The 12,669-nt window shown below is 64.6% G+C and carries 9 protein-coding genes; 5 read left to right on the forward strand and 4 right to left on the reverse strand.

Features of this window, described 5'->3' with window-relative positions:
* Positions 1 to 3: 3 nt before the first annotated feature.
* The 3 genes from EB230_RS03830 to EB230_RS03840 all read right to left on the reverse strand — a co-directional run bounded on the left by EB230_RS03830 (position 4) and on the right by EB230_RS03840 (position 4,738).
* Positions 4 to 780, reverse strand: a complete 777-nt coding sequence (locus EB230_RS03830) for an ABC transporter substrate-binding protein (RefSeq protein ID WP_172371429.1) — start codon at positions 778 to 780, stop codon at positions 4 to 6.
* A gap of 123 nt (positions 781 to 903) precedes the next feature.
* Positions 904 to 2,652 (reverse strand): hydantoinase B/oxoprolinase family protein, encoded by a 1,749-nt coding sequence (locus EB230_RS03835; protein WP_172371432.1) that lies wholly within the window; start codon positions 2,650 to 2,652, stop codon positions 904 to 906.
* A 1-nt stretch (position 2,653) separates the two neighbouring features.
* Positions 2,654 to 4,738 (reverse strand): hydantoinase/oxoprolinase family protein, encoded by a 2,085-nt coding sequence (locus tag EB230_RS03840; RefSeq protein WP_172371434.1) that lies wholly within the window; start codon positions 4,736 to 4,738, stop codon positions 2,654 to 2,656.
* A 219-nt stretch (positions 4,739 to 4,957) separates the two neighbouring features.
* Here EB230_RS03840 and EB230_RS03845 point away from each other — a divergent pair, with 219 nt between their 5' ends.
* The 5 genes from EB230_RS03845 (at position 4,958) to EB230_RS03865 (ending at position 11,551) form a co-directional block, all read left to right on the forward strand.
* Positions 4,958 to 5,785, forward strand: coding sequence for a ferredoxin--NADP reductase (locus tag EB230_RS03845; RefSeq protein ID WP_056573788.1), 828 nt, complete (start codon positions 4,958 to 4,960; stop codon positions 5,783 to 5,785).
* Positions 5,786 to 6,063: 278 nt separating this feature from the next.
* Complete coding sequence (deoC, locus tag EB230_RS03850; RefSeq protein ID WP_056573791.1) at positions 6,064 to 7,119, forward strand: deoxyribose-phosphate aldolase; 1,056 nt, start codon at positions 6,064 to 6,066, stop codon at positions 7,117 to 7,119.
* Positions 7,120 to 7,185: 66 nt separating this feature from the next.
* Positions 7,186 to 9,558 (forward strand): aldehyde dehydrogenase family protein, encoded by a 2,373-nt coding sequence (locus EB230_RS03855; RefSeq protein ID WP_172371435.1) that lies wholly within the window; start codon positions 7,186 to 7,188, stop codon positions 9,556 to 9,558.
* A 189-nt stretch (positions 9,559 to 9,747) separates the two neighbouring features.
* Positions 9,748 to 10,479, forward strand: a complete 732-nt coding sequence (locus EB230_RS03860) for an SDR family oxidoreductase (RefSeq protein WP_065005452.1) — start codon at positions 9,748 to 9,750, stop codon at positions 10,477 to 10,479.
* A 226-nt stretch (positions 10,480 to 10,705) separates the two neighbouring features.
* A complete protein-coding gene (locus tag EB230_RS03865; protein ID WP_056573802.1) occupies positions 10,706 to 11,551 on the forward strand; it encodes a fumarylacetoacetate hydrolase family protein in 846 nt (281 codons plus the stop codon).
* A gap of 105 nt (positions 11,552 to 11,656) precedes the next feature.
* Here EB230_RS03865 and EB230_RS03870 read toward each other — a convergent pair whose 3' ends face one another.
* The gene (locus tag EB230_RS03870; RefSeq protein WP_172371436.1) at positions 11,657 to 12,655 is read right to left on the reverse strand and encodes an ABC transporter ATP-binding protein; all 999 of its coding nucleotides are present in this window, start codon (positions 12,653 to 12,655) and stop codon (positions 11,657 to 11,659) included.
* Between the last annotated feature and the right edge of the window lie 14 nt (positions 12,656 to 12,669).

Raw genomic sequence — 12,669 nt, forward strand, 5'->3', positions numbered from 1 at the left:
GGATTAACTCCCGTAGACGTCGAACGAAAAGTACTTGTCGTTGATTTCCTTGTATTTTCCATTGGCGCGCAGCGCGTCTATGGCGGCATTGAACTTGTCAGCCAGTCCCTTGTCGCCCTTCTGCAGCGCGATGCCGACGCCGGGGCCGTGGATGGCCGGATCGGCCGTCAGTGTGCCGAGCAGCTTGCAGCAGGCGCCGTCCGGTTTCTTCAGCCATTCGGTCAGGATGATCGAGCCGTCCATCATCGCATCAAGCCGGCCGTTGGCCATGTCGGTACGAGCATCGTCGCCGGTCGGGTAGGCCTTCACGGTCGAGCCCGAATATTTCTGCTCGGCGAATTTCTGGTGGATGGTGGCGGTCTGCACACCGAGCGCCTTGCCCTTCAAATCGTCCGGCGAAGTGCCTGCAATGGCGGAATCCTTCGGCACGGCGATGGCCGGCGGCGTCTGGTAGTATTTGTGGGTGAACTCGACCTTCTCGGCCCGCTCGGGCGTGATGGTGATGTTGATGATGGCATCGAACTTGCCGGCCTGCAGAGCGGGGATCGAGCCGTCGAAATCCTGCACGCTGAATTCGCACTCAACTTTCATTTCGGCGCACAGCGCCTTGCCGAGATCGATGTCGAAGCCGCCCAGCGTGCCGTCGGCGCTGACGTAGTTGAAGGGCGGATAAGCGCCCTCGGTGCCGATCCTGAGCTTCTTGTCCTGGGCGGAAGCAGTACCGGCAGCAAGGGTAAGGGCGACGGAAGCAGCAAGCACGAAACGACCGAAAAGACGCATGTTCCAGATCTCCGTTGACCTCGGAAGTCTACGGGCTTTCGTGCCACCGGCGGTGACGGAAACGACATGTGCTGCGGCGATCACGGCGCTGTGACCGCTCTGTGTCATGGCGCTTGGCGGTGTTTAGCCGGCGCGCTGCCTGTCCGTCGCCTTGCGGTCAATTGTCAGACCGTCCGCCGACAGGACCACGCCGAATTTCTGGGCGGCTTCCTCGGAGGTGTAGTACCCCAGCGCCACGTCGCGCTGCACCTGATCGGCGTCGCGCTCGCGCGGATCGCCATAACCGCCGCCGCCAGGCGTGCCGACGCGCACGCGGTCGCCGGCCTTGAGCGGGATGTCCTGCTCCTTGGAGAGATGCGGCGGCACATGTTCCTCGCCATTGCGGAAGACGGTGACGGTGTTGACCGCGCCATCCCCGCCGCCGAGCGCGCCTTGCGGGCCGAAGCGGCCGTGATCCATGACGAAGGAGGCGCGCGCATCGCCGCGCAGGATTTCCACCTCATAGGCGAGGCCGAAACCGCCGCGATGCTTGCCGGCGCCACCGGAGCCTTCGCGCAAGGCATAGTGGCGATAGAGCACGGGAAAAGCCTGCTCCATGATCTCGACCGGCGGCGATTTGGAAATGCCGATGGTCGAGCAACCATTGGTCAGGCCGTCATGGCCCGAATTGCCGCCATAGCCGCCGCCGGAGATCTGGTACATGACGTAATCGCGGCCGCGCGCCGGATCGTTGCCGCCGAGCGCGAAATTGCCGCTGGAGCCGGCGGGGGCGGCCGTCACCTTGTCCGGCAGCGCCTGCACCATGGCCGCGAAAACCGCCTCGGCGATGCGCTGCGAGACTTCCGCCGCACAGCCCGAGACCGGGCGTGGGTATTTGGCGTCCAGGAAAGTGCCTTCCGGCCGCTTGACGATCAAGGGTTCGAAGGCCCCGGCGCTAATCGGCACATCCGGGAAGATGTGCCGCATGGCGAGATAGACCGAGGACAGGGTCGTTGCCAGCACGCTGTTCATCGGTCCGGCGCAAGGTTTCGACGAACCGGTAAAATCGAAGGTCAGCGTATCGCCCTGCTTTTCGACGGCGAGCGCGATGGTCAGCGGTTCATTGACCACCCCGTCGGAATCGACAAAGGCTTTCGAGCGGTAGGTGCCGCCGGGAATGGCCGCGATGTTGGCGCGCATCTGCTCGGCGGCACGGCGGCGCAGCTCGGCGATCGCCTCGACAACAGTTTCGTCGCCGTAACGATCAAGGATTCCGTTGAGCCTGTCCTGCCCGATCAGCAGCGCCGCGGCCTGGGCCCTGATATCGCCGATGCGCTGGTCGGCGACACGGATGTTGGAACAGATGATGGCGTAGATCTCGGGATCGAGCACGCCCTTCTTGAACAGTTTTACCGGCGGCAGCCGCAGGCCTTCCTGTTCGACGGCAGTGGCGGAGGCGGAAAAGCCGCCCGGCACCGAGCCGCCAATATCAGGCCAATGGCCGGTGTTGGATAGCCAGCAGAAGATCTTGCCGCCCCGGTAGACCGGCATGACGAAGCGCACATCCATCAGATGCGTGCCGCCGAGATAGGGATCGTTGACGATGTAGATGTCGCCAGGCTCCGGAGCCAGGCAGCGGCCGTCGGCGATCATCTCGATCACCGTTTTGGTCGAATACTGCATGACGCCGACGAACACCGGCAGGCCCTGGCTGCCCTGCGCGATCAGCGAACCGTCGACCGCCGAATAGATGCCGTCGGAGCGGTCATTGGCCTCGGCGATGACTGGCGAGAAGGCGGCACGGGAAAAGGTCAGGTCCATCTCGTCACAGACCTGCTGCAAGGCGGCCTGGAGAACCGAAAGCGTGATGGCGTCGAGCTTTGCCTCGGGCATCTCAGGCCTCGCCTATGTCGATGATGATGTTGCCGTCGGCATCCGAGCGCGCTCGATCGCCGGGTTCAAGCACGGTCGTGGCGTCCATCTGTTCGAGGATCGCCGGGCCTTGGATGACGGCATCGAGCGGCAGTTTTTCCCTGATATAGACCGGCGTGTCGTGCCAGCGCCCGGCATACCAGACCGGGCGGATCTCACGCCGTGCCTCGTCCAGCGTTTTCGCGCGCCCCGCCGGATCGATCAGCCGCGACAGGTCGATCGCCGGGCGCACGCCGGTCACCGAGGTGTTGAGGTTGACCAGGTTGGCGCGGATCTCCGGCAGCTCGACCTTGAAGCGGGCGAAATAGGCTTTTTCGAACAGGGCCTGCAGCTCGTTGCGACTGACTGTCGAGGACGGCAGCGGCACGTTGATGATGTGGGTCTGGCCGACGAACTGCATGTCGGCGGAATGGGTGACGCGTATCGTCTCCGGCTTCACCGCTTCCTTGCCGATCAGCTCCTCACCTTCGTTTCGGTGCCGTTCCAATACAGCGTGAAGTTGGGTTTCATCGAGCACGGCCACGGGCTGGTTGACGGTGTTGACGAAGTCGTGGCGCAGGTCCGCGACGACGCAGCCTAGCGCATTGGTGATGCCGGGGCGCGCCGGCACCAGCACCTTGGGCAGGCCGAGCTCGCGAGCGAGCGCGGTGGCGTGCAGGGGACCGGCGCCGCCGAAGGCGAACAGCGCGAAATCGCGCGGGTCATGGCCGCGCGACACCGACACCATGCGGATGGCGCCGGCCATCTTCATGTTGCCGAGCCTGAGCACCGCACCCGCCGCCTCGACGCCGGACAGGCCCGTCGCCCTGCCGATCCTGTCTTCGAAGATGCCGGTGACGCGCTCCACGGTGACTGGGTTTTCGACGGCCAGCAGCTTCTTCGGCGTGAGCCGGCCGAGCACCAGATTGGCGTCGGTGATGGTCGGCTCCAGGCCGCCGCGGCCATAGCAGATCGGGCCGGGATTGGCGCCGGCGCTTTCCGGGCCGATCTGGATCAGGCCGGCGGCATCGACGCGCGCGATCGAACCGCCGCCGGCGCCGACCGTGTGCACCGCCACCATCGGCACGTGGATCGGCATGGCATATTCGATCTCGATCTCGTTCGAGACCGCCGGCTCGGCGTTGCGGATCAGCGCCACGTCGGTCGAGGTGCCGCCCATGTCGTAGGTGACGAGGTTTTCGAAGCCGGCGCGCTTGCCCGTATAGGCAGCGGCAATCACCCCGGAGGCCGGACCGGACATGACGGTCTTGGCCGATTCACGTGTGACGAAGCGGGCCGAGATCATGCCGCCATTGCCGTTCATGATCAGGAAGTCGCGGGCATAGCCTTTGGCGGCCAATTCCTTGCGCAGCCGCTCGACATAGCGCTCGAGGATCGGCTGCACCGAGGCGTTGACCGAAGCGGTAACGCCGCGCTCGAATTCGCGCGCTTCCGACAGCAGCGCATGGCCCGTGGTGATGTAGCCGTTCGGCCAGAGCTCGGCGGCGATCTCGGCGGCGCGCCGCTCGTGCGAAGGGTTGGCGTAGGCGTGCAGGAAATGGATGACGAGGGATTCGCAGCCGGCCGCGATCAGCGTCTTCACCGCTTCACGCATCCCGGCCTCGTCGAGCGGCGTGCGCACCGCACCCGAAGCCTCGACGCGCTCCGACACTTCGAGCCTGAGATTGCGCGGGATGACGGGAACGAAGGTGCCAGTCATGCCATAGGGTTGCGGCCGTGTGCGCCGGCCAAGCTCGATCACGTCGCGAAAACCAAGCGTGGTGATCATGCCGGTCCTGGCCAGCCGGCGCTCGAGCACCGCATTGGTCGTTGTGGTGGTGCCATGGACGATGAGGTCGATGCCGTCGATGGGAAATCCGGTGGCGCCGAGTGCCGAAACCACGCCGAAGGCCTGGTTGTCGACCGTGGTCGGGGTTTTGGCGATGTGCACCTTGCCGCCGTGCCTGCCGTCGATCAGAAGCAGGTCGGTGAAGGTTCCGCCGACATCGATGCCGGCCACGACGCTGCCCAGGGAATCCGGCGGCTGCACCGAAAAATTCTCTTTCATTGTCGAAACCCGAAATGCTGGGACTACGGATACGGCACAGTTTGGAAAGGTGTTTCGCGACGGTATCTTGACGCAAATATCGTTTGTATACTAATAAATTCCGGACACAAGAGCTTACCGCCTTGGAGTGTGCGAGCAGCACGCCGGAACCTGAATGGTTCGGGCGCGCAGGAAAAGGTTTGGCGCCAGCGCCCCGGTTGGGCCAGAAAGTTGGATTTGATGAACACCACATCCGCCTTCAACACCGCCGGCGCCCGCCCGCTGCAGTTTCCGATTCCGGCCAATGTCTATGCCGAAACCGTCGTCTCGGTGAAACACTACACCGACCGGCTGTTCTCGTTCCGCATCACCCGTCCGCAATCGCTGCGCTTCCGCTCCGGCGAGTTCGTCATGATCGGCCTGCCCAATGCCGAGAAGCCGGTGTTCCGGGCCTATTCGGTGGCGAGCCCGGCCTGGGACGAAGAGCTGGAATTCTTCTCGATCAAGGTGCCGGACGGCCCGCTGACCTCGGAACTGCAGAAGATCCAGGTCGGCGATACCGTGATCATGCGGCAGAAGTCGACCGGCACGCTGGTGGTCGATGCGCTGACGCCAGCCAAGCGGCTGTTCATGATCTCGACCGGCACCGGCATCGCGCCCTTCGCCAGCCTGCTGCGCGATCCCGACACCTACGAGAAATTCGACCAGTTGATCCTGACCCACACCTGCCGCGACAATGCCGAACTCACCTACGGCCAGGAGCTGGTCGCAGCCCTTGAAAGCGACCCGCTGATCGGCGAGCTGACCGCCGGGCGCGTGACGCTCTACAATTCGACGACCCGCGAAGAGTCGGCCTGCATGGGCCGCATCACCGCGCTGATCGGCTCCGGCAAATTCTACGCCGACCTCGGCATCGAGAAGCTCAATCCCGAGACCGACCGCATCATGATCTGCGGCTCGATGCATATGCTGAAGGACGTCAAGGAACTTGCCGAGAGCCTCGGCTTCCAGGAAGGTTCGCTCAGCCATCCCGCGACTTTCGTCGTCGAGCGCGCCTTCGTCGGCTGAGGCCTGCCGCCCACGCTGTGGGACATGCCGCCTTCCAGGCGAACGCCTGATATCGGATAGGCTGCCGGGATAGGTGGGGCCACTCCATCCCGACCGAAAATACCGCAGCGCGCATGAGCCGGAGCACGCCGAACCCGAATGCATCGAGGCTGAAATCGGCGCGGCGGCGCGCAAGCCGGCAGCCGAGCAGGCTTGCGCCGGCGCGCGGGCCGACATCAGCTTGTGGCCTCGGTCCAAACGATCGTGTAAGTATCGCCCTAAACGAGAAAGGGCAGGAAATGAGCAACACGATCCGCGAAGCCGAGCCCGGCACCAGCGCGTCGAAGGTGACGCCGCTGCCGGCCCGCGCCGCCGCCAACACCCCGATACCGCCGGATCATCGCATCGCGCGCAATCCCGGCATGAAGCTCGATCTCGGCTTCATGGAATCGGTGCGCAGCGTCAACCGCTCGGCACTCGAACGGCGCGTCGCCAGCCTGACCAAGCGGCGCTCGATCAAGGCCGACAACCAGGCGGCCTGGCTGCTGCGCGCCATTGCCTGCATGGATCTGACGACGCTGAATTCCAATGACACCGAGGAGCGGGTGCGCCGGCTCTGCGCCAAGGCGATCAACCCGCTGCGCCGCGATATCGTCGAAGGCCTCGGCATTTCCGGCGAAACCATCCGGCCCGCGGCGGTCTGCGTCTACCATCCCTTTGTCGCCACCGCCGTCGACGCCGTGCGCGGCACCGGCATCCATGTCGCCGCCGTCTCCACGGCCTTTCCGCATGGCCTTGCGCCGCTGTCGACGCGCCTGCAGGAAATCGAGGCTTCGGTGCGCGACGGCGCCGATGAAATCGACGTCGTCATTCCGCGCGGGCTGGTGTTCGGCGCCAAGTGGCGGGAGCTCTACAATGAGATCGTCTCCATGCGCGCCGCCTGCGGAGACGCGCATCTGAAGGTCATTCTCGGCACCGGCGACCTCGCCACGCTGCGCAATGTCATGCTGGCCTCGATGGTGGCGATGATGGCGGGCGCCGATTTCATCAAGACCTCAACCGGCAAGGAAAGCGTCAATGCGACGCTGCCTGTCGGGCTGGCCATGGTGCGCGCCATCAGGGCGTATTTCGAGGAGACCGGCTATCTCATCGGCTTCAAGCCGGCCGGCGGCATCTCCACCGCGAAAGCCTCGCTCGACTGGCTGGTGCTGATGAAGGAAGAACTCGGCCGGCCGTGGCTCGAACCCGAGCTGTTCCGCTTCGGCGCTTCGAGCCTGCTGACCGATATCGAGCGCCAGCTGGAGCACCATCTGACCGGGCATTATTCGGCCAATCACCGCCACGCGATGGCTTGAGCACCCACCCCGATCGGCTTTGCCGATCGACCCTTCCCTTGAAAGGGAGGGTGACGGAGGCACACAATGAACATTCTCGACCGCTATCACGCCATGGACTACGGCCCGGCCCCGGAAGCCCGCAATGAGGCCGATGCGTGGCTTGCCGCGCGCGATTTCGGCAAGGCGCTGTTCATCGACGGTGCCTGGAAGGCCGCGTCCGGCGGCAAGACTTTCGAGACCAGCGAGCCGTCTTCCGGCAAACTGCTGGCCAAGGTTTCGGACGCCAGTGCGGCCGATATCGAGGCGGCGGTCGCGGCAGCCACCAAGGCGTTGCCGAAATGGAGCGCCAGTTCAGGCTACCAGCGCGCCAAGGTGCTCTACGCGATCGGCCGCGCCATGCAGCGCCACCAGCGCCTGTTCGCGGTGCTGGAGACAATCGACAATGGCAAGCCGATCCGCGAAAGCCGCGACATCGACGTGCCGCTGGCGATCCGCCATTTCATCCATCATGCCGGCTGGGCGCAGGCACTGGACAAGGATTTTCCAGGCCATAAGGGCGTCGGCGTCGTCGGCCAGATCATCCCGTGGAATTTCCCGCTGCTGATGCTGGCCTGGAAGATCGCGCCGGCGCTTGCCGCCGGCTGCACCGTGGTGCTGAAGCCGGCCGAGTTCACGCCGCTGACCGCGATCCTGTTCGCCGAGATCTGCGAACGCGCTGGCGTGCCGAAAGGTGTCGTCAACATCGTGCAGGGCGGACCCGAAGCGGGCGCTGCCATCGTCAATCATCCCGGCATCCAGAAGATCGCCTTCACCGGCTCCTCGGAGGTGGGAAAGATCATCAGGAAAGCCACCGCCGGATCAGGGAAAAAGCTTTCGCTGGAGCTCGGCGGCAAGTCGGCCTTCATCGTCTTCGAGGATGCCGATCTCGACAGCGCCGTGGAAGGCCTGGTCGACGGCATCTGGTTCAACCAGGGCCAGGTCTGCTGCGCCGGTTCGCGGCTCCTGGTGCAGGAAGGCATCGCCGAAGCCCTGATCGCCAAGGTCAAGACGCGGATGAGCAGGTTGCGCGTCGGCAGTCCGCTCGACAAGAACACCGATATCGGCCCGCTGGTCGACATCACACAGCTCGACCGCGTCAAGGGACTGGTCGCCGAGGGCGCGAAACAGGGCGCCATCTGCTGGCAGCCGGACGCGGCGCTGCCGTCCTCCGGCTATTACCATCTGCCGACGCTGGCCACCGGTGTTTCGCCGGCTAACATCCTTGCCCAGGAAGAGGTGTTCGGGCCGGTTCTGGCGACCATGACCTTCCGCAATACAGAGGAAGCGATCGAACTCGCCAACAACACGCGCTATGGACTGGCGGCTTCGGTTTGGAGTGAGAACGTCAATCTGGCCTTGCACGTCGCGCCGCAATTGAAGGCCGGCGTCGTCTGGGTCAACGGCACCAACATGTTCGACGCCGCCTGCGGCTTTGGCGGCTACCGCGAGAGCGGCTTCGGACGCGAGGGCGGGCGCGAGGGCATGTTCGAGTATCTCGCGGCAAGGCTGCCGCTCGGTCCGGTCATCAAGGCCGCGACTGTCTCGGCGCAACCGGTCGAGCAAGCCGATGGCCTGGCAATAGACCGCACGGCGAAGCTGTTCATCGGCGGCAAGCAGGTACGGCCGGACGGCAATTATTCGCTGGCCGTCGCTACTGCCAAGGGCAAGCTGGCCGGCGAGGTCGGGCTCGGCAGCCGCAAGGACATCCGCGACGCTGTGTCCTCCGCCCGTGCCTGCAAGGCCTGGCCGGAGGCGACCGCCTATAACCGCTCGCAGGTGCTTTACTATCTTGCCGAGAACCTGTCCGGCCGCACCGATGAGTTCGCCGCCCGCCTCGTGCAGCTCACAGGCGTGACGGCCAAGGCCGCGCGCGAGGAGGTCGAGCAGTCGATCGAGCGGCTGTTCCTTTATGCCGGTCTTGCCGACAAGTTCGAGGGCCGCGTGCATCAGCCGCCGGCTCGCGCCGTGACGCTGGCCCTGCACGAGCCGGTCGGCGTCATCGGCATCGTAGCCCCCGATGCCTCGCCGCTGCTTGGCCTGATCTCGCTCATCGCCCCGGCGCTCGCGATGGGCAACCCCGTGGTCGCCGTGCCGTCCGAACGCTATCCGCTGCTCGCCACCGACCTCTATCAGGTGATCGAGTATTCCGATGTTCCGGCCGGCGCCATCAACATCGTCACCGGACGCAGCGGCGAGCTTGCCGGCGTGCTGGCCAGGCATGACGATGTCGACGGGCTCTGGGTATTCGCCGATGCGGAGACCTGCGCCAAGGCGGAAGCCGAGTCCATCGGCAACCTCAAGCGCGTCTGGAGCGGCAATGGCCGCAGCCTGGACTGGGCATCCGGGGAAGCGGCGGGCGATGCTTTCCTGCGCCGCGCCATCGAGGTGAAGAACGTCTGGGTGCCTTACGGCGACTGACGTTTCCGTGCTGTCGCAATGGTGATCGCGTTCGGGCTTGACGCCCGGACACATGTTCTTTAACGAGAAAAAACATCTTTATCTGTAAACTGACGGCGACCCAGGCTGCATGGTGATGCCTTACTGGCACACGACGCCGTGGCAGGACGCCGGTAAATCCGGATAATCCGGAGGAGCGAGGAGAAAAGCATGGCGGATCTGGCAGGCAAGGTCGTTGTCATCACGGCGGCGGCGCAAGGCATCGGCAAGGCGAGCGCACTGGCCTTCGCCAAGGCTGGCGCCACCGTCCATGCCACCGACATCAACGAGGCGCTGCTCGCCGAACTCGCCAAGACGTCCGGGATCAAGACCCGCAAGCTGGATGTGCTGAACGACGAGGCCGTCAATACGGCCTTTGCCGAGATCGGCCGCGTCGACGTGCTTTTCAACTGCGCCGGCTTCGTCCATTCCGGATCGATCCTCGAGATGAAGGATGGCGATCTCGATTTCGCGCTGAACCTCAATGTCCGCGCCATGGTGCGCACCATCCGCGCCGTGCTGCCCGGCATGCTGGAGCGCGGCGATGGCGCCATCATCAACATGGCCTCGCTGGCGAGCTCGACCAAGGGCGTGCCGAACCGGTTCGTCTACGGCCTGAGCAAGGCCGCGGTCATCGGCCTGACCAAGGCCGTCGCCGCCGACTATGTCGGCAAGGGCATACGCTGCAACGCCATCTGCCCCGGCACGGTCGAAAGCCCGTCGCTGCAGGACCGCATGCATGCGCAAGGCGACTATGAGGCCGCCCGCGCCGCCTTCATCGCCCGCCAGCCGATGGGCCGGCTCGGCACGCCGGAGGAAATCGCCGACCTCGCCGTCTACCTGGCCGGGGCGACCTATACGTCCGGACAGGCCTACAATATCGACGGCGGCTGGTCGATCTGACCATCGGACGCCGAGAGATCGCGGACAAACAGGAAGATCAGGATCCTTCGCCGCGTTCGGAAGATCGGGAAGTCTGAAAATCCGGGGCGCGGGCCCGCTCACCAAATGTCCGCGCTTGCCCGGGCTCAGGTCGATGGGTAGGGTCCGCCCGGCTCTTCAAGGAAGCCATCGCCTCGGCGGAGAATTTGCAAAAGGCCGCGAGGCCGCAACCAGGAGAAGGATTTAGATGAAACTGCTGCGCTATGGCGAGGTGGGGAGCGAACGTCCCGGCCTGCTCGATGCGGATGGGACGATCCGTGATCTCTCCGCCCATGTCGCCGACATTGCCGGAACGGTGCTGCATCCGGCCTCGCTGGAGATGCTGGGCAAGCTCGATCCGAAGTCGCTGCCGGCGGTTTCCGGCAAGCCACGGCTCGGCGCCTGCGTCGCCGGCACCGGCAAGTTCATCTGCATCGGCCTCAACTATTCCGACCACGCCGCCGAGACCGGCGCCACGGTACCGCCGGAACCGATCATCTTCATGAAGGCAAGCTCGGCCATTGTCGGCCCGGATGACGACGTGCTGATCCCGCGCGGTTCGGTGAAGACCGACTGGGAAGTCGAACTCGCCGTGGTCATCGGCAAAACGGCAAAATATGTCAGCGAAGCCGATGCGCTGGACTATGTCGCCGGCTATTGCGTCGCCCACGACGTCTCCGAGCGCGCCTTCCAAGCCGAGCGCCAGGGCCAGTGGACCAAGGGCAAGAGCTGCGACACGTTCGGCCCGACCGGCCCGTGGCTGGTGACCAAGGACGAAGTCGCCGATCCGCAAAACCTCAAAATGTGGCTGACCGTCAACGGCAAGACCATGCAGAACGGCTCGACCAAGACCATGGTCTATGGCGTCAAATATCTGGTGTCCTACCTCAGCCAGTTCATGTCTCTGCATCCCGGCGACATCATTTCGACAGGCACGCCGCCCGGCGTCGGCCTCGGCATGAAGCCGCCGGTGTTCCTGAAGGCCGGCGATGTGGTGGAACTGGGCATCGAGGGCCTGGGCCAGCAGAAGCAGACGTTCAAGGCCGACGTGTAGTCACAACTTCTCCGTTCTCTCCTTTTGGTTTCCGGAAGGAGAGAAGGCGGTTCGCGCCCTTCCTCTACCCCGTCGATCGGGGGAGAGGAAGGAGCGCCATCCTGCCTATTTCAGCACCTTCCCATCCGCGCCAAACCGATAGGTCTTCGCCGGATCCGGCGTCGCATAGAGCGTCGCGCCCGGCTCGGCATCATAGACGCCAAAAATCCGCACCGTGATCAGCCCGGCCTTCTCGCAGTCGAGATAGAGGTTGGTGTCGGCGCCGAGATGCTCGGCGTGCACCACCGTTCCCTTCCAGGCGCCCGATCTCGGATCGACCGTCAGATGCTCCGGCCGAACGCCGATGGTCTTGGCCGTTTCGCCAAGACGCCCACCATCGATGAAATTCATCTTCGGCGAGCCGATGAAGCCGGCGACGAACTCATTTGCCGGCGCATTGTAGAGCTCCATCGGGCCACCGATCTGCTCGATCCTGCCAGCGTTCAGCACCACGATCTTGTCGGCCAGTGTCATCGCCTCGACCTGGTCGTGAGTGACGTAGATCATCGTTGCCTTCAGCCGGCGGTGCAGCTGCGCGATTTCAAGACGCGTGTTGACGCGCAGTGCGGCATCGAGGTTCGACAGCGGCTCGTCGAAGAGGAACAGTTTTGGCTCGCGCACCACGGCGCGGCCGATGGCGACGCGCTGGCGCTGGCCGCCGGAGAGTTCGGCAGGGCGCCGCTCCAGATAGGGCTCCAGCGACAGCATCGACGAGGCGATGCCGATGCGGCGGTCGATCTCGGCCGCGGGTGTGCCGGCCTGCTTGAGGCCAAGGCCCATATTGTTCTTCACCGTCAGATGCGGGTAGAGCGCGTAGGTCTGGAACACCATGGCGATGCCGCGCTTGGCCGGCGGCGTGACCGACACATCCTCGCCGTCGATCAACACCCGGCCGGAAGTCGAATCCTCCAGCCCGGCGATGACCCGAAGCAAGGTCGACTTGCCGCAGCCCGACGGGCCGACAAAGACGACGAATTCGCCATCGGTCACTTCGAGGTCGATGCCCTTCAGCACCTCGACCGGCCCGAAGGCCTTCTTCACATTCTCGATCTTCAGCGAACCCACGGCTTTGTTCCTGT

It is taken from the genome of Mesorhizobium sp. NZP2234, from assembly GCF_013170765.1.
Lineage (GTDB): Bacteria > Pseudomonadota > Alphaproteobacteria > Rhizobiales > Rhizobiaceae > Mesorhizobium > Mesorhizobium loti_D.

Excerpts from the sequence above, each read along its gene's own strand:
- EB230_RS03830 (WP_172371429.1), bottom strand. The coding sequence starts at position 780 with ATGCGTCTTTTCGGTCGTTTCGTGCTTGCTGCTTCCGTCGCCCTTACC.
- EB230_RS03835 (WP_172371432.1), bottom strand. The coding sequence starts at position 2,652 with ATGCCCGAGGCAAAGCTCGACGCCATCACGCTTTCGGTTCTCCAGGCC.
- EB230_RS03840 (WP_172371434.1), bottom strand. The coding sequence starts at position 4,738 with ATGAAAGAGAATTTTTCGGTGCAGCCGCCGGATTCCCTGGGCAGCGTC.
- EB230_RS03845 (WP_056573788.1), top strand. The coding sequence starts at position 4,958 with ATGAACACCACATCCGCCTTCAACACCGCCGGCGCCCGCCCGCTGCAG.
- deoC (WP_056573791.1), top strand. The coding sequence starts at position 6,064 with ATGAGCAACACGATCCGCGAAGCCGAGCCCGGCACCAGCGCGTCGAAG.
- EB230_RS03855 (WP_172371435.1), top strand. The coding sequence starts at position 7,186 with ATGAACATTCTCGACCGCTATCACGCCATGGACTACGGCCCGGCCCCG.
- EB230_RS03860 (WP_065005452.1), top strand. The coding sequence starts at position 9,748 with ATGGCGGATCTGGCAGGCAAGGTCGTTGTCATCACGGCGGCGGCGCAA.
- EB230_RS03865 (WP_056573802.1), top strand. The coding sequence starts at position 10,706 with ATGAAACTGCTGCGCTATGGCGAGGTGGGGAGCGAACGTCCCGGCCTG.